Here is a 22,003-nt window from a genome sequence, read left to right as displayed (position 1 = left end):
TTATGGCTAATATAATTTAAAAGTAAAATAGAATCAAAACTTTTACGATTTTTACCGTAGATAATAGTATATTTCATTTAATGTATTTTATGATTCATTCGGTAAAAGCAAATATTAAATTATGGTTTCGCCAAATTGCATATATTCCTATAGAATCTTGCCCGGAAGGCAACTGATGAAATTTGTATCAATTGCATGGCATATTCAAAAAGCTATTTCCTATAAATTATATAAAAGAAGAAGGAGGAAGAAACATGATAAATAAAATCAGGGCAGCGGAGGAATTTATTAAATTGGTATCCATCGATGCTCCGTCATTTAAAGAGAGAGAAATGGCAGATGTTTTAAAGCAATATTTAGTCGGGTTAGGATTTGAAGTTACCGAAGATGATGCTTATAAGTTTTATGGTGGGAATGCAGGAAATCTATACGGATTTTTAAAAGGAGATATAAAAGGTGATCCGCTGCTTTTTTCCGCTCATATGGATACGGTTGAGCCTAGTACCGGTAAAAAAGCTATGATACAGGAAGACGGTACGATTACGAGTGACGGAAGTACGGTTTTAGGAGCGGATGATTTAGCGGGAGTAGTAGCTATTCTGGAAGCTGTGCGGACCATAAGAGAGAAAGGGCTGTCACATAGAAGTGTCGAAGTATTGTTTACAATTGCAGAAGAAGTGTATATTCGTGGCAGTGAAGTATTTGATTATAATCAGATTAAAGCTAAAGAAGCATATGTACTTGATCTAAGCGGTCCGGTGGGTACAGCTGCCTTAAAAGCTCCGACGCTGGTTTCCTTTACGTCTGAATTTACCGGTAAAGCATCCCATGCAGGATTTGCACCTGAAGAAGGTATTAACGCAATATCCGCAGCAGCAGAAGCAATTACCGCAATGAAACAGGGGCGGATTGATGAAGAAACTACGGTTAATGTGGGGATTATTGAGGGGGGTCTTGCCCGAAATATAGTACCGGAAAAGTGTATCTTAAAAGGGGAAGTACGCAGTCTGAATCACAATAAAACATTAGCCGAGATTGATAAGATAGAACATATATTTAAAGAAACTGCCTGGTCTTTTGGAGCAGAGCTGAAATTTGAAACTTCTTTCGGATGTATTGCATATGAAATAGACAAGGCGCAAGAGGTTGTGAAGCGTTTTGATAGAGCTTGCAGAGAATTGGGGTATGAAACCGATTATGTTGCCACATTCGGCGGAAGTGATAATAACAACTTTGTTCGTAATGGAATTACGGGAATTGTTATCGCCTGCGGAATGAATGCCGTACACTCCACAAAAGAATATACCCATATAGATGAATTGGAACGATGCAGTAATATCACGTTGAAATTAATGACTTGACATACTATTTTAACAGGAATATACTGGAATAATTAATAACATACTAAAACACTAGGAAAATAAAGAAATTGGAGCTGAATGTATGGAGGAAACAATATTAAAATTACAAAAGATAACAAAAAGCTTCGGTGATACCAAAGTATTAAAAGGTATAGATTTAAATATAAACAAAGGTGAATTTATTACTTTTTTAGGGCCGTCCGGCTGTGGTAAAACAACTACACTAAGGATTATTGCAGGTCTTGAAACACCTGACTCTGGAAATGTTGTCTTAAGTGGTGAGGATGTTACGGATAGGGAACCAAACAAAAGAGATGTAAACACTGTGTTTCAAAGTTATGCTTTATTTCCCCATATGGATGTAGCATCGAATATCGGATATGGATTAAAATTAAAAAAATTACCTAAGGAAATAATCAAAAGGAAAATAACAGAAGTATTGGAATTAGTTCAATTGCAAGGTTTTGAGAAACGAAAACCTTCCGAACTGAGCGGTGGTCAAAAGCAAAGGGTTGCAATTGCCAGGGCTATCATCAATAATCCCAAGATACTTTTATTGGATGAACCTTTAGGAGCTTTGGATTTACAGCTGCGCAGGCAAATGCAGCTGGAACTGAAAAAATTGCAGAAGAAATTAGGAATCACATTTATATATATTACTCATGATCAGGAAGAAGCAATTAATATGTCTGACCGTATTGTAGTTATGAGGGACGGTATCTTTGAACAGGTTGGAACACCGGATGAAGTCTATAATACACCATTAACCAGTTATGTCGCTAAGTTTGTCGGAAATGCCAATGTCATTGAGGGAAAAGTATCTTTCGTAGATAAAGATAATTTGATGGTTTCCGTCGGAATGGAGAGTATTGCAGTCAAAAAGACAGAAAAGAATTTCAAAATTGGTGATAGGATCACCTTAGCAGTACGGAGTGAAAACATCCTGGTGAATGAAGAAATGGAATATCCCATAACAGCCAAGGTTATGGATAAATCTTTTGCCGGCGGATTACTTCGAATGGTATTCCAATTGAATAATAAAGAGGAGTTAGTTGCCAGCCGCCATGGAATTAATTATAATCTGGAAATCGGTGATGAAGCAAAAATAGGCTGGAATACCTATAATGCGGTTATCGTTAATAATTAGGAAAGGAACCTTTATATGCAATGGATTTCATAACGGAAAATAAGAAAAAAAACAAAAATAGATTTCTATGGCTGACACTGGTCCCAATTTATGTATTCACTTTGGTTTTTGTATTGGTTCCTTTTATTTATATGCTGGTGTTAAGTTTTTTAACAAGGGCTGAGGTGTGGGGTACGGTTAACCGGTTTACAATGGATAATTACATAAGGATTTTAGAACCGTTATATATCAGTACGTTCCTCTCCTCTCTTAAGTTAGCCCTTGTTGTAACTTTATTAATAACCTTATTCGGGTATCCTTTCGGATATTTTATGGCAAAATTACCTGCAAATATAAAGAACAGAGTTATGATGCTTCTCATGATACCTTTCTGGACCAGTGGCTTAATCCGGTTATATGGGTGGATTATTGTATTTCGCAGTAATGGCACGTTAGACCAGGTACTTATGGGATTACATATTACAGAAAAACCTTTAAAGCTGCTATATTCCTATCCGGCAGTCGTGGTTGGTATGATTTACGTTTTAGTTCCATTTATGATATTGGCTGTTTATTCCAGTGTTGAGAAAATGGACTGGACACTGGTGGAGGCGGCCAGAGACCTGGGGGCCGGCAGAATCAAAGCCTTTATAACGGTTACCTTCCGGCTTACCCTTCCCGGACTTTTATCCGGTGTGGTGCTTACCTTTATACCCTCCATGGGTCTTTTCTTTGTATCGGACATCTTAGGCGGTAATAAGATTGTTTTGGTGGGTAATGTAATACAGGAGCAACTGACTAAGGGCAGAAATCTTCCGTTCGCAGCCTCCTTATCTGTGATACTTATGATTTTAACCTCCCTGATCATCGGACTTTACCGTAAGTTGGCTAATACAAAAGAATTGGAGGGATTATTTTGAAAAATCGAACAAAACTTCCAATGCTTTATTTAACCATATTTTTAATTATTACTTACATTCCTATTGTATTAACGGTCATCTATTCCTTTAATGAGTCAAAAATTACATCCATATGGGGCGGCTGGTCTCTATCCTGGTATCAGCAGTTATTACGTGACCGAGATATAAAAGAGGCCTTGCTCAACAGTCTTGTGTTAGCCTGTTTGAGCTGCCTGGCGGCAGTTTTTATCGGTACGTTAGGTGCGATTGGAATGACCAGAATAAAAAGGAAAGCAAATGGGTTTGTAGAGTATTTTTCTATGATTCCCATTATGATTCCTGAAATAATATTAGGTATGGTATTTTTAGCGACTTTTTCAATTATGGGATTACCTTTCGGTATGACTACCTTAGTGATTGCACATACGTCATTTTGTATACCGTATATCTTTATGATGGTCCGGGCAAGTCTGATCGGAATGGATAAAAGTATTGAAGAAGCTGCCAGGGATTTAGGGGCTTCTCCTATAAGAGTATTTTTTGATATTACCCTGCCGCTAATACAGCCTGCGGTTCTTTCGGGAATGTTATTATCTTTTGCCATGTCCTTTGATGACGTGGTCATTAGTATTTTTGTAACAGGGCCTAAGGTTAATACGTTACCGATAAAAATATATACCAGATTAAAAACCGGTGTAACGCCGGAGATTAATGCTCTTGCAAGTATTATGTTAGCTGTTACCATTATTCTGCTGGTTCTGTCAGGACAGATTAAAAAAAGGCTGAAGTAAAAAAGCAGTAAAGTGTCTCAATTGTGTGGTATATTCAGATAAAAACCTAGTTACGAAATAACTAAATGAGTAGATACCGGGGTCAAAAGCCCCAATTAAGGGTTTTGACCCCGGCATCATGAATATAATTTAAGGAGGAAGCATTATGAAAAGATTAGTTGGACTGTTTGCTGTATTAACCCTGGTGGTATCTTTGTTTTCAGGGTGTGCTAAGAATAATTCTGAAGATACGGCTGCACAGGATAAAGTTCCGGCAGCGGAGACTGCAGGAGAGGGTGCTGTTACTGAGGATACAGTATTAGGTGAAACAGCAGAGAAAGTAAGTGGAAAAATAGAGGGAGACCTTAATTTATATACCTGGGATGGTATGTTTCCACAGGAAGTTTTGGATGGGTTTGAAAAAGAAACCGGAGTACGTATCTATTATTCAAACTTTGATTATGATGAAGATATGCTCGCCAAACTTGAAGAAACAAAAGGCGGTGATTATGATCTGGTTATAGCAGATGATTATATTATTGATTTGGCAGTCAAAGAGGGTCTTGTACAAAAACTGGATAAATCTAAGATTTCTAACATAGGAAACATCAACCCTCTTTACCAGGGGCAGTTTTATGATACAAAGGATGAATATACGGTTCCTTATGGAGCAGGAATTCCTTTAATTGTATATGACCCGGCTTTGATTGATTTTGAAATAACCGGTTACAGTGATTTGTGGAATACAGCTTTAGAAGACAGCGTTGCTATCGTCGGAAATTACCGTGTTATTAACGGTATTACCTTAAAAACCATGGGAGAATCCTTTAATACTAATGACCTTCCTACCATTCAAAAAGCAGGAGATAAGTTAAAAGAACTGGCTCCCAATGTCCGCATTATAAGTGATACCAATGCCCAGGATTATATTATCAGCGGGGAAGTCAGTGCTGCATTTTTATATACATCACAGGTTACCCAGGCACTTGCTGCAAGGCCTGATTTAAAGGTCGTATATCCCAAAGAGGGGCTGGGCTTTGGAATTATGGCAGGATTTATACCATCGCAGGCACCGAATCCCGATGCGGCTTCTGCCTTTTTGGATTATATCCTAAGACCGGAGATATCAGCCAAATGTTTTGAATATATAGGATATTACTGCACAACAAAAGCAGCGGAAGATTATATCTCAGAGGAAATGAAGAGTTCCATTGTAGTACCGGCTTCCGTAAAAGACGGTGAAATCATACAGAATATCTCTCAGGATGCTGAGGATCTTCATAATAAAGTGTGGAATGAATTTGTTGCTGCCTGTGATTAAATGATACGCGATCCAAACTGACTAAGCTTTATAAACACATTTATAATACCATGGGCAGAAAATTTATAGGAACATAAGAGACAGAGGGAATGGAAGGAAAACGAAATGTTAGATTAGGAAAACTGACGTTTAAGTTTCCTTCCGTTCTTTTTATATTCTCTCAAAATGCAAATTGAGCTTTTGATACCCTAATCCTATTGTATTTATATAAATTACGACATCCTGATATGGTAATTAAGTATCTCTTGACATTTCTTTTCTATTAGTAAATACTTATGTTACATAGATTGGAAATTATTTCTGCATTTATCTAAAGAGAGACAGGAAGAAAATATCATAAGAGAAGGGAATGCCATATACAGATATGAATGAAATAAGGTTTTTTTGCACATCATTACTTTCTCTGTCAGTTATATGTGCAGTCTATTTGCTGTTTTATTCTAAAAAGCGAACAAAAATGCCCGGAGCGAAGTATTTCTATCTATTGATGTTTACGGCTATAATCTACAATGGCTGTTATGTCGGAGAGATCAATTCCAATCAGTTTCGTACTGCACTATTCTGGTTTAATGCGGAGCATTTAGCAATACCGGTTCAGCATTACCTTTGGGCTTTGATGGGATTGGAGTATGCAATGGTGAAAAAAAGATATATTAATATTGCTAAATATCTGCTGTTATATCATCCGGTTCTTTATACTATCATTTTTTACACGAATGGAATACATCATTCTTATATTTCCTCCTATCGTTTTGAAAGTAACGGATTTTTTCCGGTCATTTTCTCAACAAAAGGAAATTTGTTTTTTTTAATGGTAGCATCAGGTACTTTTCTTGGATGTTCTACAGTTTACTGTTATATAAAAGCAATTACGAAAAGTCCTAAATCATATCGAAGCGGATATATTATTATGATCATCGCTTGTATATTTCCATGGATTTCTGTGTATCTAAATGCCAGTAATTTAAATTACCTGGGGATAGATTATTTTCCGCTTACAACTTTCTTTTCCGGTATTTTGTACTTATATGGCATTTTTGGACTGCGTATATTTAAAACGATACCGATTGCCACGGAGATGGTTTTCAGACAATCCAGAGAGGGAATTCTTTTACTTGATATAGCTGACCGGATTATTGACTATAATGATACATTTCTTAAATTGTACCCGGAAGATTTGAAAAAACACAGAAGGCATTCCATCCATTCATTCTTAACCCGGAATCCTGAATTGTATCCTTTACTGGAGGATACGAATAAATTTGAATTCAGTCGAAATTATGACGGGGAGAAAAGAGTTTTCTCGGTTTCAGTGAATCCGATTATGGCAGAGGATGGCTTTGGTATAGGAAAGATGGTATATTTTGAAGATATTACACCTTATGCGAAAAAGCAGGAAAGTCTGGAACATTTGGCTTCCGATGCTATGAATATTGCTGAAATGCATGAAATTTCTTTTCTTCAGGCACAAATCAGCCCTCATTTTATAAACAATACATTAAGTGTTATCGCCTCCATGATAACCAGGGCTCCGGAGGAGGCGAAAGAACTCATTACTAATTTAGGTGAATATTTAGCTGAACGGTATTATTTTGACAGTAAATCGGTTACTGTATTACTGGATCATGAACTGGAGACGGTAGATACCTATGTAAGGATAGAAAAGGCACGGTTTAGAGAACGGCTTAATTATCATTTAATTTGTGAGCAAATACCGGACGTTAAAATACCTCGAATGGTACTTCAGCCATTAATTGAGAATGCTATCCGCCATGGTATTTTAAAAAAAGCGGACGGTGGTAATGTATGGCTTAGAATTATCTGCAGAAACGATGAGTTGTTAATTGAAATACAAGATGATGGTGTCGGCATTTCAGAGGAAAAATTAGCAGGTCTGTTAACAGACGATTCTAATGTTAGCAGCATTGGGTTAATTAATATACATAAAAGGCTGCTTAAATATTATAATAAAGGTTTGAATATTCAAAGCACACATGGAGTGGGAACGATAGTATCTTTAACGATTCCTTTTTCTATTATAATATAAGTTTATAAGCGAGGAAGACAATATGATTCGAGCAATTGTAGTTGATGATGAATGGTATACCCTGGAAGAGATAAGTGATCTGATTCTTCTCTCGGGCAAAATGGAAGTGATTAAGAAATATCAGAATCCGGTTAAGGTGTTAGAGGAAATAAACTCTTTATCTGTGGATGTTGCTTTTATAGACATAGAAATGCCTGAAATTGACGGACTTACCCTGGCAGAAAGGATTATGGAAGTGAGTCCGGATACCAGTATTGTATTTGTAACCAGCTGGAATCAATATGCGGTACAGGCCTTTGATCTGAATGCGGTGGACTATATTATGAAACCGGTCAGAAAAGAACGTTTTCAAAAGATGCTAGATAAAATCCAAATTGACAGAAACCGAAATAAACCCTCCGAATCTTCTGAATTAACCATTCGATGTTTTGGTAAATTCGATATTTTTATCGGAGGCACACCGGTTAAATGGGAAAGAGCGAAAGCGGAAGAGTTATTTGCTTATCTGTTGATGAACCATGACAGTTATGTACATAAAGATCTCATCATAGATAATTTATGGCCTGACTATGAACCCCAAAGAGCATTACCAATTCTTCAGACAGCTATCTGCAGAATCCGTACGATATTTTCAGAGGTCAGGGATGAACTTCATATCAACTATAGCGGAAACAAATACTGTTTAGCCGCACATAATGTGGATTGTGATTATTTTGAAGTAAACCAGGCCTTAAGCCGGTTTGACAAGGATGATAAAAATACATATCTTTCCATTGACAGGGCATTTCTGATTTATGATAAAGGATTTTTATCACAACAGGGATATATCTGGTCTATGGAGAGAGATGAAGAATTTCGTAAAACCTTTGTAAAAATATTACGGGAAATCATTGGTGTATTTCAGTGTGAAAATGATATAAATGAATTAATCCGGTATTATAAAGATTTAGCTGTCCTGTTACCTTATGATGAAGAAGTAAACTATACTTTGATTGATTTGTTTAAAAAATCCGGGTACCACTCAGAAGCTCTGAATCACTATATGTGGTTAATAAAAATACTTTTGGAACAGTATGATACAAAACCCTCGGAAAGAATAAGAAAATTTTTTGAATAAGCATAAAATACTTGACCTTTAGTTAACTCTAAGGTGTAAGATGATTTGACAGGTAAGTATGATACGAAGGGGTAACATTATAAGAGAAATTGATAGAAAGGAATTAGGTGAAAGATATGAATTTTAATTATTTTATACCTACAAAGTTACTTTTTGGGAAAGGGCAGCTTTCTAATCTGCATAAGGAGAAGCTACCCGGTAAAAAGGCATTGATTGTTATTTCATCAGGAAAATCTACAAGAGCAAACGGTTATTTAGACAGGGTAGAGAAAGAACTTAATTTGGCCGGAGTCTCCTGTGTTGTATTTGATAAGATTCTGCCGAATCCTATCAAAGCCCATGTTATGGAGGGAGCGGAATTTGCCAAAGAAAATGGCTGTGATTTTGTTATAGGCCTTGGGGGCGGCAGCAGCATTGATTCAGCAAAAGCAATTGCTGTAATGGCTGTAAATGATGGGGATTATTGGGATTATATATCAGGCGGCACCGGAAAAGGACAACCGGTACCAAATGACCCTCTTCCGGTAGTAGCTATAACAACAACAGCCGGAACCGGTACGGAAGTAGATCCCTGGACAGTTACGACGAAAGAAGATACGGAAGAAAAAATCGGATTTGGTTACGAAAAAACATTTCCTGTTCTGGCAGTGGTAGATCCGGATCTAATGTTAACTGTACCGGCTGATTTAACTGCTTATCAGGGTTTTGATGCACTGTTTCACAGTACAGAGGGTTATATCAATAAAACAGCTTATGTTATGAGTGATATGTATGCATTAAAAGCAATCGAACTGATCGGTTTAAATCTTCCAAAAGCAGTAGAGAACGGTAAGGACGAAGATGCCAGAGAAAAGGTGGCATTGGGGAATACCTTAGCCGGTATGGTGGAATCCACCTCGGGCTGTACCTCCGAACATTCCCTGGAACATGCCTTAAGTGCATATCATCCCGGTTTACCTCACGGCGCCGGTTTAATTATGATCAGCAAAGCTTATTATACTTTTTTTGCAGGTCAGGATTGCTGTAAGGAGAGGTTAATTGCAATGGCAAAAGCCATGGGTAGGGAGAATGCATCAGACCCCATGGACTTTGTAGATGCTTTAGTAAAACTGCAAAAGGCTTGCCATGTGGATGAACTTAAGATGTCCGATTATGGCATTAAGAAAGAAGAAATTGAGAAATACGTAGTGAAAGCATATGATACCATGGGCGGATTATTTGAAGTAGATCCGGTACCGTTAACCAAAGAAGACTGTATTAAGATCTTAGAGGATTCTTATAAATAATATATAATAAATTATATGATTGACCCGACATACGGCCATTTTATTGTGAGGATCTTTGCCGGGTGAATCATATCAATGAGGCAAAAAATATATGGCGCAGTAAAATATATAACGATCAGGGCATGTCAGTTTCTTCTGTTTTGGTAATCTCCTGTATTCCCCTGTGCTCAACTGCTGTAGAGAAAACAATCTGGGTGCTGGTTCTGCCGAACTTCTGAATCTGTCCAATAAAGGTATCCAATTCCATGGTGGTGTAAAAACATACTTTAAGTAACATGGCATAATGTCCGGTTACACAGTTGCATTCGATTACGTTTGGACATGCTTTGATAAAGGGATAAAATTCCGGTTTTTGATACGGTTCCACCTCTAAATTAATAAAAGCGGTGATATGATATCCTAATTTGAACCAATTTACTTCCGTGTGGTAACCTTTAATAATTCCCTCTTTTTCTAATCTGCTGATTCTGGCTGCAACTGCCGGAGATGATAAAAATACTTTCTCGGCTATAACTTTCAGCGGAGTTCTGGCATTTTTTTGCAGCATCATTAAAATCTGTTCATCAATATGATCCATACATGCCCGCTTCCTTTCTTAGTAATTTATATTTTAATTGAATAACTGTTCGTATTGTCGTATTCTATATAATTCAAGAACTGATTCTTAATATTATAAATTATATAATCCATCTTTACAAGCAAGTACATATAAAAACTATATTTTATTAAGTGAATTTAATTATTTAAAGAAAATCACCAAATAATTTTATATTATTATGTTTCAGGGTCAAATAATTATTTATCTTCGTATCTGCACAGAGTTACTTTACGGAAAAGGAAAAACATGTTATCCTCATGTTCATAATTTGTGGCATTAATACAAAAAAGAGAGGATGATACGAATGGAAATGAGAATTGAAGCTGATTCGATCGGAAGTCTGGCTGTTCCAGCCGATGCTTATTATGGTGTACAAAGCTTAAGAGCCAAAAGAAATTTCAATATAACCGGAAGACCTATGCATCCGGTATTTATTCGGAATCTGGTTAAGATTAAGAAAGCGGCAGCTGTTACGAATCGGAATATAAATGTATTAGACAGCAGAATCGCTGATGCCATTATCTGTGCCTGCAATGAAATTATAGAAGGCAAATTAAGAGACCAGTTTATTGTAGATTCCATTCAAGGAGGTGCAGGTACCTCAGCTAATATGAATGCCAATGAGGTTATTGCAAACCGCGCTGTCCAAATACTGGGAGGGATAAAAGGGGACTATACGCTGGTTCATCCGAATGACCACGTCAATATGTCACAATCTACGAATGATGTTATTCCCAGTGCAGGCAAATTGACAGTTTTAGAAATGCTGCCTAAAACAATGAATGAATTAAGACGTCTTCACAGCACTTTGCTTAAAAAGTCCAAAGAATTTAATCATATATTAAAAATTGGAAGAACCCAGCTTCAGGATGCAGTACCCATGCGGCTTGGACAGACATTTCAGGCATATGCTTCCGTGATAGCCAGAGATATCTGCCGCTTGGAAAAATCATTGGAGGAGGTATCGACATTAAACATGGGAGGGACTGCCATAGGGACTGGCATTAATGCTAATATTTTATATTTAAAGCAAATCGTACCTAATATTAATAAAATATGCCAAACCTCCTGTAAACAGGCATCTGACCTGTTTGATGCAACTCAGAACCTGGACGGATTTATCTATATATCTGGAGTAATTAAAACCTGTGCGGTTAATTTATCAAAAATATGTAATGACCTTCGGTTGCTTTCCAGCGGACCTAAGGCAGGAATAGCAGAAATCAATCTACCTGCAAAACAAAACGGCTCATCCATTATGCCAGGAAAAGTAAACCCGGTTATACCTGAGGTAGTAACCCAGGTGACCTTTCAGATTATAGGAAATGATATGGCAATTACCATGGCTGCAGAAGCAGGACAATTGGAATTAAATGCCTTCGAACCGGTGTTATTCCATAATCTTTTTGAATCAATTGAGATATTAACAAGTGCAGCAGCAACCTTAACAGATAATTGCATAACAGATATTACTGCCAATGAGGACCGGTGTCAGGAATTATTAGATGCAAGCGTAGGTATTTCCACTGCATTATGTCCTTTTATCGGCTATCAGAGAGCGGCTGAACTGGCAAAAAAATCTCTGAAAACAGGTATTCCATTAAAGAAGCTGGTAGTGGAAGAAACGGAATTGACATTAGATCAGCTTGATGCAATACTAAATTCCGCTGATATGACGGAACCAAAACATCATCTTGAGTATGCATTGATACAAACAATTTAATACTAAGGCCTGTTTGGTGTAATTTATATATTATAAAAAAGATTATTATCCGGTATTAATCCGGTAATAATCTTTTTTTAGATGATTGCGAAACAATATAGTTATCTAAATATTCTATACAATTCATACGAATTTTATAGCTTCAGTTGCCTTTAGGGGACAAGATTCGCAACGCTTAATTCTTTCCTTTCCCAGGTTTTTTTAATTTTCTTAAGAAATTCTTTCGTTTTTTATAGAGTTGCTTTTTAGATTTATATTTTATAGTATTCAAAAAGCAACAAAAGAAGCAAAGTAAGGAGTAAAAGACATGATTGTTAAATGCTATAGAAAGAGGAAGGGAATAAATGGACACTCAAATTATAACAAGTTATTTTCATCAGTACGGTGCCATTGCAATATTCATTATTGTATTTTTAGAATATTTAAACCTGCCAGGGTTTCCGGCAGGTCTGATTCTGCCCATGGCAGGAATCTGGGCCGCTCAGGGAGGAATTGGCTTCGGTATGGCGCTTTTGCTTTCGGTATTGGCTGGACTTTGTGGGAGCTCATTACTTTATTTTGTGGGGAGATTAGGAGGTGAGTTTCTATTGACCAGGCATATAAAAAAGTTTCCCAAACTTAAACGAGCAATTGACCAGGCAATGGAACAAGTAAAAAATAAAGGATATATCGGTATATTTATCGGTAAATTAATACCCGTAATTAGAACCATTATACCCATACCGGCTGGTATCTTGAAAATGAATTTTTGGAGATATACGGTTTTTTCTGTGTTTGGAATTACCATATGGAACCTGGTTTTAGTCGGTGCCGGTTATCTCTTGGGCGATCCTGTTCTGCAGATATTAAGCAGTTAATAAGCTTATGAAAGGAAAAAACAGCTAAAGTACAGTCAGTTATTATAATTTGAAAGAAGTAACAGCAAAGTGTATAATAAATAGGATTAGGTAAATTAAAAAGAGGAAAAATAAGATTTGAAATAATAAGTACAAAGGTTATTTGTAATTATGATTAAAAATAGTTTCACCAAATAGAAATAATGAATTATTCTCGTAGGATAGATGGAGGTTAACATGGAGGCAAGTCATGTCTTGGTAGTGGAAGACGATAAGGAAATATTAGAAGGAATCAGTATCTATTTAAAGAATCAGGGATATACCGTTTTTAAGGCATCCAATGGAGTAGAGGGCCTTAAAATGATCGAAGAGGAAGAGATACATCTTGCAATAGTAGATATCATGATGCCAAGAATGGACGGGATTACCATGACCTTAAAATTAAGGGAAAAATACGAATTTCCTGTTATTATGCTGACTGCCAAATCCGAGGAAATCGATAAGGTTACCGGATTAAATATCGGAGCGGATGATTATATGACAAAACCTTTTACTCCCATGGAACTCCTTGCCAGAGTAAATTCCCATTTACGGCGCTATTCCAAATATCTAAACATATTAGAGGAAAAGAAAGAAGATAATGTCTACGTAATCGGTGGGCTTGAGTTAAATGAAAATACAATTCAGGTTTTTGTGGACCAAAATCCGGTTAAGTTAACTCCCCTGGAATTTAAGATTTTAGCATTAATGATTAAAAATCCGGGCAGGGTTTATTCTGCTGAAGAAATTTATGAGAGAGTGTGGAACGAAAGGGCAGTTGGTACGGATACCATTATGGTTCACATAAGAAATATCAGAGAAAAAATAGAAATAAATCCGAAAAATCCAAAATATTTGAAGGTGGTGTGGGGTGTTGGATACAAAATCGAAAAACAATAATTTGTCAAAAGTATTAGGAATATTTATCAGTGTGTTGCTGCTTTCTGCGATCTCCATAGGTGTGATTGCTACTTATCCGATTCTTTTGCAAAATGCGAATTCCATAATGGAGAAGTCTACGATAGAGGACAATAAAATCAGAGCAGGAATGGAGAATTCTTATAAAGAAGAATTTATAGAGGAACTATACCGGGGAAATTATTGTCTGTATTGGGATGTTATGGAGCAGAGAAAGGATAAGGTTTTGACCCCGGGAGAAGTATTTTTGCCCGACTCTATGAACAAGGTACTGTCAGCGAACACAGAATACAGCGAAGAATATATAGATAAGTCAGATACAGATAATGAAGTTTATTATAACGATACCTATTATGAGAAAGAAGAATTTGTTCAAAATTTTAATAATACGTTACAACACTGGTATAATTCATTTTTTAATAACAGCCTGGCTAATTATGGGTTAGAGTATTATATGATAGATAATAAAACCGGAAAGACTTTGACCAATACAGTTACTAATTTGAAAATGCTGCAGGAAACTTCGGAAGAAGCACAGAAAGTAAAAGCTATATATCCTTATTATACGGTATTTCAATATAAGGAAGACGGAAGCTTAGAGATATCGGAGTTAAGTGGCTTGGAGGAAAGCTGGAAAGAAAGTTTTGAAACCCTGGAATTGAATCGAGATTTATTCAGCCGTGAATTAGATAACAGTTCCTGGTATCAATACTTCAATCAGATAAAAGCTCCCTCAGATATAACGATTATATACGCCTCCAAAGATAAGGATTTTTATTATACGAAAGGAGCTGATTATGATAATCAGTGGAGACAGGTTTGGTCTTTTAGAAATGGAGGATTTCTTTATGTTTATGCCATTTCCATTGTCCTGGTCGTCTTGCTGGCACTTTTTCTTCCGTTTAAGAAATCCTTTGGATTAGTGAAAACCCTGGCAGATAAAATACCATTTGAGATCGGGTTTTTAGGTATATGTTTTACATTTGGAATATACGAAGAAATGTCTGGTGTCGCTTATGAAACCGTATCTGATCATTTAATTAATTTTACAGAATATACCATATTTCCTTATTGGATGCAGAGGATTATGGATTATGGGGCTAATTTTTTTGGTTATATTTTAATATTTATGATCTTATTTGTGGCTGTATTATCCCTGCGTAATATGTTTAGCTTAGGATTAAAGTCCTATTTTAAAGAAAGAACTTTAACCGGAATCTTTCTGGTATGGGTAAAACGTAATGGAAAACGACTCATTGCTTTTCTTTCTGATATTGATTTGACCGACTCTTCCAATAAGGCTATTTTTAAGATTCTTGCAGTGAATTTTATTATTTTGGCGGTTTTATGCAGTATCTGGTATTTGGGCATTGCTGCATTGATTCCTTATACTATAATCTTATTTTTTATAATGAGAAAGTATGTAACGGATATTAAAGAGAAATATGCTAAGCTGCTTAATTCTACCAGAAGTATGGCGGAGGGCAACCTGGAGGTGGCCATTGAAGAGGATTTAGGAGTATTTAATCCCTTAAAGGAAGAACTGACAAAGGTTCAATTTGGTTTTAAGAAGGCTGTGGAAGAAGAAATGAAAAGCCAGAAACTGAAAACGGATTTAATAACAAATGTTTCCCATGATTTGAAAACTCCACTGACCGCTATTATCACTTACATTAATTTATTAAAAGAAGAAAATATTACAGAGGAGGATAGGAACTCCTATATCGATACCCTGGATAAAAAATCAATGCGGTTAAAAAGCCTGATCGAAGATTTATTTGAAATCAGCAAAGCCTCCAGTAATAATATTACCCTGAATTTAGTGGATATGGATATAGTATCTTTAATAAAGCAGGTGCAATTCGAACTATCGGATAAGATTGAACAGTCTGAAGTGGAATTTCGTTGGCTTTTGCCGGAGGAAAAGGTGATATTAAAGTTAGACAGTGACAAAACGTACCGCATCTTTGAAAACCTGATACTTAATATAACCAAATATGCAATGCCTTATACCAGGGCCTATATAGAGATACAGACCTCAGAGGGAGAAGTTATCGTAACCTTAAAAAATATCTCAGCTTCAGAGCTGGATTTTAACTCCCAGGATATCACCGAGCGTTTTGTACGAGGTGACAAATCGCGAAATACGGAGGGAGCCGGTCTTGGTCTTGCTATTGTAAAAAACTTTGTAGAGGTTCAGGGAGGCAAATTTATGATTCATTTGGACGGGGATTTATTTAAAGCAGTTATTATATGGAATAAATAGTAAGGACCTTCAAGTAACCTTTGCGGTGGCTTAAGTGACCATGTTCTTCTGCAGGATTGATGCCCGGACTATACAACGATATCTAAAGAGGAATGTCTTATGAGAATATGGGAATTATATTCGCTGATCATTTGTGCGAAATATAATTCCCATATTTTTGTAGTTTTATGATAAGTGAAAATTATATATCTTAATTCTGATGAACTTTTAGGTTTTTATAAAAAGCAAGTTTAACTGTACTTTTTACTTTTGGTGTGCAGGGTCCTGCTCCCAGTCTGACTGATGTTTTTTGAGTACATGAACTAAATCCGTACTGTTAATTTTATCAGCGGGAAAATCTATTAAATATAATCGGTGACTTGCAGGTTTTTCTTCCGTTTCATAAGCTTCCAGTGTTAATGAATAAGTAGTGATGGGAATATTATGTCTTTTCATAATGGCGTCTAGTTCAAGCAGCCGCTTACTTAATACTTCATAGGTAAACACGTCACTGGAGCAGTATACAGTTAAAGATGCAGGTAACGGGGGATTAGTAAGATCATAGGGCATATCCAGTTTCAGTTTGTTAAAATTCAACTCCTCTTTACCATAATCTCCAATCACGATTGTAGTGTGATAAGGAAATTCCTTACTTAAAATATCTTCCACATCTTTATTAAAAGTCTCGCTCAGACGGCGGTAGGTTGTAAATTTATTGGCAACTTCATATTCATAATCATCCGTAACTCTGCCTTTTCTGCAGCTTACCGTAAATTGTGTATCTTGGCTTTTTTTTGACTGGACTTTGGAATAATAGGCCGAATCTTTAAAAGTATATTTTGTTTCTGAAATGGTCAGATCAAGGTTTGGGTAAGTTTTATTTACATAAGCTTTTATTTTAGAATTAGCAAATTTGGCGGTTAAGGGATTACCCATAAATCCATTGTATATATTAAATAAGAAAAAAATGATTAAAAATACGGTTATGCCTGAAATCAATTTAAGCAGTGTCCTCTTTTTCATAGTTTATTACACCAAGTACCGAATTTTTCTGTACTACCCCAAGATAAGACAGAAATAATTGTCCGGGCTTCCTTTCTGTTATTATTTATGAAATCCATTAATATAGGTTTATATCCGGTTTAACAAACACCATTGAGTACTAATATGGTATATAAGTTCTTTTATTCTTCTTATACTCTCTTTTGATATTATGATTTCCGTGTCTAAAAAGGTATTAACTCAAATTATACCACAGTATATTAACTAAATCAGTTTTTCTTTTTTTATTTGGGTTTTATGCAATAGGAAATTGCTTCCTATTGCACAAAAAGCCCGACCGGCAGGATGCACATGACGCACTTAAGGAAGATGTCACTGTCGTGACAGCGCGTCAGCGCTAGAGTCCGGTAAACCAGACTCTAGCTCGTAAATCAAATAATGCTTGTCACATAAAACCGGAGAATTGCAGCAGTTTTTTATATTGTTGCTTATTAACATTGACTTTTTGTATAAAAAATGTTATTTTGTCCTATGTCGGACTAATTTTCCGAACTTAAAAGGAGCTGAATATGGAATATGAAAATAATAATGTTATACCTGAACAGATAGAGAGCTGGTATAATCAGTGGATTTTAGTAGAGAGATTATATACGGAATTTGCAAAACGTTATGATCTTACCAGTTCAGCATTGTTTGTTTTAAGGGCAATATTTGAACATTCTTCCGGCTGTACCCAGCGATCTATTTGCGAAGCCTTATTTTATCCTAAGCAGACGGTATCCAGTATTATACAAGGATTAATAAATAAAAATATCGCAGGGAAAAAACAATCAAAAGAAGATAAACGAAATTATGATATTTATCTAACGGAAAAAGGATATAAATTTACATTGGATATGATAAATGCTTTAAAAAAGGCAGAAACGGAAGCATTTGAATCTATAAAACCTAAGGATATGGAGGATTTTACTCGGATTAATGAAACCTTAACCAAAGCAATTCGTGTTTCTATGTATATTGATTAAGAATGTGACAGGGACCGGAGTTTAGTTTACCTACATATTATTTGAGAGCTCACAGGTTTTTGATAGCAAAAGAGGATTAATAAATACTTAAAGGAGAATACTTATGACTTATATAAATAACCGGGAAGAAAAAAGAAATTTCTACAAATTAGTTTTTTCTTTGGTATTGCCCATGGCCTTACAAAATCTGATTAATGTCGGAGTTAGTTCCGCTGATGTAATTATGTTGGGAAAAGTAGGAGAAACGTCACTTTCGGCAGCATCCCTGGCTGGGCAGGTGCAATTTATTATGACTTTGATCTTCTTCGGATTGACCTCCGGAGCTGCTGTATTGACTGCCCAATACTGGGGCAAAAAAGACATTCGTACTATTGAAAAAATACTTGCAATTGCTATGAGATTTGCACTAATAGTTTCTATTATTTTTACAATGGCAGTTTTACTATTTCCACGACCTATTATGAAAATATTTACTTCAGAAGAGGCAGTAATAACGGAAGGAATTCAATATTTAAAAATTGTGGGTATATCCTATATTTTTGTAGCTATTACTATGATTTACCTTAACATCATGCGAAGTGTGGAAAGGGTCATAATATCAACGGTTGTTTATTTAATTTCCTTGATTATTAATGTAATATTAAACGCTGTGTTTATCTTCGGTTTATTCGGTTTGGAACCTATGGGTATCAGAGGTGCTGCCCTGGCTACTTTAATAGCAAGGATAACAGAATTTATTATTGTATGGTTTTATGCCAGAAAGGTAAATAAAGTATTAAAATTTCATATAAAAGATTTATTCCATAAGGAAAATGTATTAATGAAAGATTTCTTTACGTTTGCTATACCGGTTATGTTAAATGAGTTGATCTGGGGAGCAGGAACTTCAACAAATGCTGCTATAATCGGACATTTAGGAAGTTCGGTGGTTGCTGCGAATTCTGTTACTCAAGTAACCAGACAGCTTGCAATGGTAGTTGCATTTGGATTGGCGAATGCAACAGCGATTATAATTGGGAAAGCAATCGGAGAACAGAAAGAAGAACTCGCAAAAGTATACGCAAAGCGTTTTATCCGTTTAACCCTTTTATTAGGTTTTATCGGAGCCGGTGTGATTTTAGGAGTATCCAGTATAGCCCAAAGTCAATTAACCTTAAGTACAGAAGCTAGAGGGTATTTAAAGGTCATGATGTTTGTTATGTCATATTTTGCTATTGGACAGGCTTATAATACCACTATGGTAGTTGGTGTATTCCGGGCCGGTGGTGATACGAAATTCGGATTGATATTAGATGTATCAACTCTTTGGGGATGCTCCATATTCTTCGGAGCCCTGGCAGCTTTTGTCTGGAAACTGCCGGTTCCGATTGTATATATGATTATTATGAGTGATGAAATTATTAAGATTCCTCTTACTACACTGCGATATAAATCATATAAATGGGTACGCAATGTAACAAGAGGATAACTGTGAAAGTATTCTGTATATGACAAACCGGGGAAACTAGATAAATGGTTTCCCCGGTTTTGCTGTACTCCCGTTGATAAAAAGGAGAAAAGATGCGGACTTTTAAAAGTCAGTTGTCTTTTGCTTCAAGTTTAATCACGAATTAGAAACATTGAAAAGACCAGATACGGTTCAAATTAATTCTTTCGAAAGTCCAGGCAAAACCTCTCCAACGGAATCCGGATACTGCCTGCCTTCCGACAAAGGTCGGATAGAACCAGAAACTGTTGCCATTGTTTAACCAGATAAAAGTATTCCTGTATAGACAATTTCTAATACCTCTTGGACCATCTTGTCTTGATGGAATACGTGGTGAAAAAGCTGGCGGAGCCGATCTTGGAGCTTGCGTCGGTCCACCTTCGCCCGGCGGTGGTGTAAATGGTGGGGGCGGTGGCGGCGGTATAAAGGGAGGTTGATTATCTCTGCCGGGGCCTCTCTCGTCTCTTGGCCTGTTATCTCTTTGTCTGTCATCCCTTTGCCGGTCATCTCTTCTTGGTGGACGCCCATCTTCTCCTGGTTGCTGCATAAATGTCATATCAGGATAAACCGGCTGTTCACTATTAGAATTCTGGAAGTTTTGAAATTTATTATAATAAAATTGATCGTCCTGCAATAAAATTCCCCTTTCTGCTTTATGTAATAATTTATGCAAAAAGATTAAGATGCGTGTGCTTTTATGAGAATAACAAAAAATAATAGAAATTTTTACTCGGAAAAAAGGTTATTGAATTAGTATTTACTAAAAAGCAATGCAGGTGTATAATATAGCTATAAATTAAAAATAGTTCGTGCTGAGCATTAGGGTACGTCCCAAGTGAAAAGGCGAGAGTATAGAATACGCAAACCACATATACATGATTACGTTAGTATTATGGTTATTTAGTTGCTGCGTAGTTACGTTTTGATTTTCTATCCTTGTGCCTCTTTAGGGGGCACAGGGATTATTTGTTGTTTAGGAATAAACAATAAATAACAAGAAAACACTCGGCTTAGAAAGCACACTCACAACCCTTTTATTATAAAAGAAAGCGAGTAATTAAGATGCCTGATAAGAAAAAACTGATTGATACCTTAGAAATCCAAAGAACCTTAACGAGGGAAGAATTTATACATCTTCTAACCGGTTTTACAGAGGAAGATGCTGAATATCTCAGAGAGAAAGCTGTAAAAACGGCTAAGCAATATTTTGATAATAAAGTTTATACCAGAGGTTTAATTGAATTTACAAATAATTGTAAAAATGATTGTTACTACTGCGGCATCAGGAAAAGTAATACCAATGTTACCCGATACAGGCTGACCAAGGAAGATATTCTTGAGTGCTGCAAAGAGGGTTATGGCCTGGGATTTCGCACATTCGTTTTACAGGGCGGAGAAGATTTACGGTATTCCGATGATGATATGGCGGATATTATTTTAACTATGAAAGCAAACTATCCGGACTGTGCAATCACGTTGTCCATAGGTGAGAAGAGTTATAAATCTTATTTGACATATTTTAAAGCGGGGGCTGACCGTTACCTGTTACGTCACGAAACTGCCAACAAAGAACATTATGAAAAACTTCACCCGGCTTCTTTAAGTTTGGAAAACCGAAAACAATGCCTAAGGAACTTAAAAGAAATCGGTTATCAGGTGGGTACCGGTTTTATGGTTGGATCTCCTTATCAGACAGCGGAACATCTGGCGGAAGATCTGCTTTTTATAAAAGAACTATCCCCGGCGATGATTGGTATCGGACCTTATCTGCCCCACCATGATACCCCTTTTGCTGATAGGGAGAAAGGTTCTATGGATCTTACCCTGTATTTAATCAGTATATTGCGGTTAATGATCCCCAATGCTTTAATACCTGCAACTACCGCGCTTGGTACAATTCATCCTCTTGGAAGAGAAAAGGGCGTTTTATCCGGTGCTAACGTGGTTATGCCCAACCTGTCCCCTGTTACGGTACGAAAAAAATATGAACTTTATGACAATAAAATCTGTACCGGTGATGAAGCCGCCGAATGCAGGGTCTGTCTTCAGAACCGGATGAAAAAGGTTGGTTATGAAATAATCAGTGCCAGAGGGGATTTTGTTCCTATGGAGGATTAGTATTTTTTAAAGAGAAGTGAATCGAGTTTTTCCGGATAAAAATAAAAGACTATTCTAGTCCTAAATAGAGATTAGACTAGTCTTTT

At 36.4% G+C, this 22,003-nt stretch carries 18 protein-coding genes; 15 read left to right on the top strand and 3 right to left on the bottom strand.

Going from position 1 to position 22,003, the window contains the following annotated elements:
- The first annotated feature begins 254 nt into the window (after positions 1-254).
- The 8 genes from RBU59_RS10365 (at position 255) to RBU59_RS10330 (ending at position 9,927) form a co-directional block, all read left to right on the top strand.
- Entirely contained in the window at positions 255-1,361 is a 1,107-nt protein-coding gene (locus tag RBU59_RS10365) for a M20/M25/M40 family metallo-hydrolase (RefSeq protein WP_308147797.1), read from the top strand.
- 82 nt (positions 1,362-1,443) lie between these two features.
- Positions 1,444-2,508: an ABC transporter ATP-binding protein gene (locus tag RBU59_RS10360; protein WP_308147796.1), complete on the top strand. Its 1,065-nt coding sequence runs from the start codon at positions 1,444-1,446 to the stop codon at positions 2,506-2,508.
- A 20-nt stretch (positions 2,509-2,528) separates the two neighbouring features.
- Entirely contained in the window at positions 2,529-3,407 is an 879-nt protein-coding gene (locus RBU59_RS10355; RefSeq protein WP_308147795.1) for an ABC transporter permease, read from the top strand.
- The gene (locus RBU59_RS10350; protein ID WP_308147794.1) at positions 3,404-4,177 is read left to right on the top strand and encodes an ABC transporter permease; all 774 of its coding nucleotides are present in this window, start codon (positions 3,404-3,406) and stop codon (positions 4,175-4,177) included. Before RBU59_RS10355 ends, RBU59_RS10350 begins: the two co-directional genes overlap by 4 nt.
- Positions 4,178-4,322: 145 nt before the next feature.
- Positions 4,323-5,477 carry a polyamine ABC transporter substrate-binding protein gene (locus tag RBU59_RS10345; RefSeq protein ID WP_308147793.1) on the top strand — a complete coding sequence of 385 codons (1,155 nt, stop codon included), beginning with the start codon at positions 4,323-4,325 and terminating at the stop codon, positions 5,475-5,477.
- Between the two features lie 349 nt (positions 5,478-5,826).
- Positions 5,827-7,524: a histidine kinase N-terminal 7TM domain-containing protein gene (locus RBU59_RS10340; RefSeq protein ID WP_308147792.1), complete on the top strand. Its 1,698-nt coding sequence runs from the start codon at positions 5,827-5,829 to the stop codon at positions 7,522-7,524.
- Between the two features lie 22 nt (positions 7,525-7,546).
- Positions 7,547-8,641, top strand: a complete 1,095-nt coding sequence (locus RBU59_RS10335; RefSeq protein WP_308147791.1) for a response regulator — start codon at positions 7,547-7,549, stop codon at positions 8,639-8,641.
- Between the two features lie 116 nt (positions 8,642-8,757).
- Positions 8,758-9,927: an iron-containing alcohol dehydrogenase gene (locus tag RBU59_RS10330; RefSeq protein ID WP_308147790.1), complete on the top strand. Its 1,170-nt coding sequence runs from the start codon at positions 8,758-8,760 to the stop codon at positions 9,925-9,927.
- Positions 9,928-10,042: 115 nt separating this feature from the next.
- Here the strand turns inward: RBU59_RS10330 and RBU59_RS10325 are convergent, their stop codons facing one another.
- Positions 10,043-10,504 (bottom strand): Lrp/AsnC family transcriptional regulator, encoded by a 462-nt coding sequence (locus tag RBU59_RS10325; protein WP_308147789.1) that lies wholly within the window; start codon positions 10,502-10,504, stop codon positions 10,043-10,045.
- A 325-nt stretch (positions 10,505-10,829) separates the two neighbouring features.
- Between RBU59_RS10325 and RBU59_RS10320 the strand changes: the two genes are divergently transcribed.
- The 4 genes from RBU59_RS10320 (at position 10,830) to RBU59_RS10305 (ending at position 16,307) form a co-directional block, all read left to right on the top strand.
- On the top strand, positions 10,830-12,248 hold the full coding sequence (locus RBU59_RS10320) for an aspartate ammonia-lyase (protein WP_308147788.1): 1,419 nt from the start codon (positions 10,830-10,832) through the stop codon (positions 12,246-12,248).
- Between the two features lie 344 nt (positions 12,249-12,592).
- Positions 12,593-13,105 (top strand): DedA family protein, encoded by a 513-nt coding sequence (locus RBU59_RS10315; protein WP_308147787.1) that lies wholly within the window; start codon positions 12,593-12,595, stop codon positions 13,103-13,105.
- A 216-nt stretch (positions 13,106-13,321) separates the two neighbouring features.
- Positions 13,322-14,023, top strand: coding sequence for a response regulator transcription factor (locus RBU59_RS10310; protein ID WP_308147786.1), 702 nt, complete (start codon positions 13,322-13,324; stop codon positions 14,021-14,023).
- Positions 13,998-16,307 carry a sensor histidine kinase gene (locus RBU59_RS10305; protein WP_308147785.1) on the top strand — a complete coding sequence of 770 codons (2,310 nt, stop codon included), beginning with the start codon at positions 13,998-14,000 and terminating at the stop codon, positions 16,305-16,307. The genes RBU59_RS10310 and RBU59_RS10305 overlap by 26 nt, the downstream gene beginning before the upstream one ends.
- A 243-nt stretch (positions 16,308-16,550) precedes the next feature.
- On the opposite strand, the gene RBU59_RS10300 is transcribed toward RBU59_RS10305, so the two are convergent.
- Positions 16,551-17,309: a YfjL-like protein gene (locus RBU59_RS10300; protein WP_308147784.1), complete on the bottom strand. Its 759-nt coding sequence runs from the start codon at positions 17,307-17,309 to the stop codon at positions 16,551-16,553.
- Positions 17,310-17,857: 548 nt separating this feature from the next.
- Here RBU59_RS10300 and RBU59_RS10295 point away from each other — a divergent pair.
- Positions 17,858-18,313: a MarR family winged helix-turn-helix transcriptional regulator gene (locus RBU59_RS10295; protein WP_308147783.1), complete on the top strand. Its 456-nt coding sequence runs from the start codon at positions 17,858-17,860 to the stop codon at positions 18,311-18,313.
- Positions 18,314-18,416: 103 nt separating this feature from the next.
- Positions 18,417-19,781, top strand: a complete 1,365-nt coding sequence (locus RBU59_RS10290; protein WP_308147782.1) for an MATE family efflux transporter — start codon at positions 18,417-18,419, stop codon at positions 19,779-19,781.
- A 142-nt stretch (positions 19,782-19,923) separates the two neighbouring features.
- On the opposite strand, the gene RBU59_RS10285 is transcribed toward RBU59_RS10290, so the two are convergent.
- Positions 19,924-20,433 carry a hypothetical protein gene (locus tag RBU59_RS10285; protein ID WP_308147781.1) on the bottom strand — a complete coding sequence of 170 codons (510 nt, stop codon included), beginning with the start codon at positions 20,431-20,433 and terminating at the stop codon, positions 19,924-19,926.
- 428 nt (positions 20,434-20,861) lie between these two features.
- Between RBU59_RS10285 and hydE the strand changes: the two genes are divergently transcribed.
- Positions 20,862-21,917: a [FeFe] hydrogenase H-cluster radical SAM maturase HydE gene (gene hydE, locus RBU59_RS10280; RefSeq protein WP_308147780.1), complete on the top strand. Its 1,056-nt coding sequence runs from the start codon at positions 20,862-20,864 to the stop codon at positions 21,915-21,917.
- Positions 21,918-22,003 lie beyond the last annotated feature (86 nt).

The organism is Anaerocolumna sp. MB42-C2 (assembly GCF_030913705.1).
In the GTDB taxonomy this organism is placed as follows: domain Bacteria; phylum Bacillota; class Clostridia; order Lachnospirales; family Lachnospiraceae; genus Anaerocolumna.
Note: the sequence above shows the minus strand (reverse complement) of the source record. Positions and strands in the feature narration are given on the sequence as shown.